At 56.5% G+C, this 283-nt stretch carries 1 protein-coding gene; it reads right to left on the bottom strand.

Features of this window, described 5'->3' with window-relative positions; genetic code table 11:
• Positions 1-50: 50 nt before the first annotated feature.
• The coding region (locus tag D0817_RS26385) for a hypothetical protein (protein WP_238160971.1) at positions 51-283 on the bottom strand (233 nt) is incomplete at its 5' end.

Below are 283 nucleotides of genomic sequence, written 5' to 3' on the forward strand. Positions count from 1 at the left end.
CGGTCGCCCTCCGGGCTCCCTTCGGGGCCCCGCCAAAAAAAACCGCGACTTCAACACCAACGACGCTGATAGTGGAATCTTGACGTCGGCGCCGCCCCATCCCGTCCCGCGCTACATGGCGGGAAATTTTTCGGAACGCCCTCAAAAACAATGGGAAAAAAACCCATGCCGAGGCTCAAATATTGGCGGACGTAACAGACGCCAAACGTCGTTTGTTTTTTTCGGGCCGCCTCACATAGCTTGTTGGCGTCCAGCAGCAAGTTCATCATCGCATCAGGCCATG

This window comes from Flavobacterium cupreum, from assembly GCF_003996965.1.
Classification (GTDB): domain Bacteria; phylum Bacteroidota; class Bacteroidia; order Flavobacteriales; family Flavobacteriaceae; genus Flavobacterium; species Flavobacterium cupreum.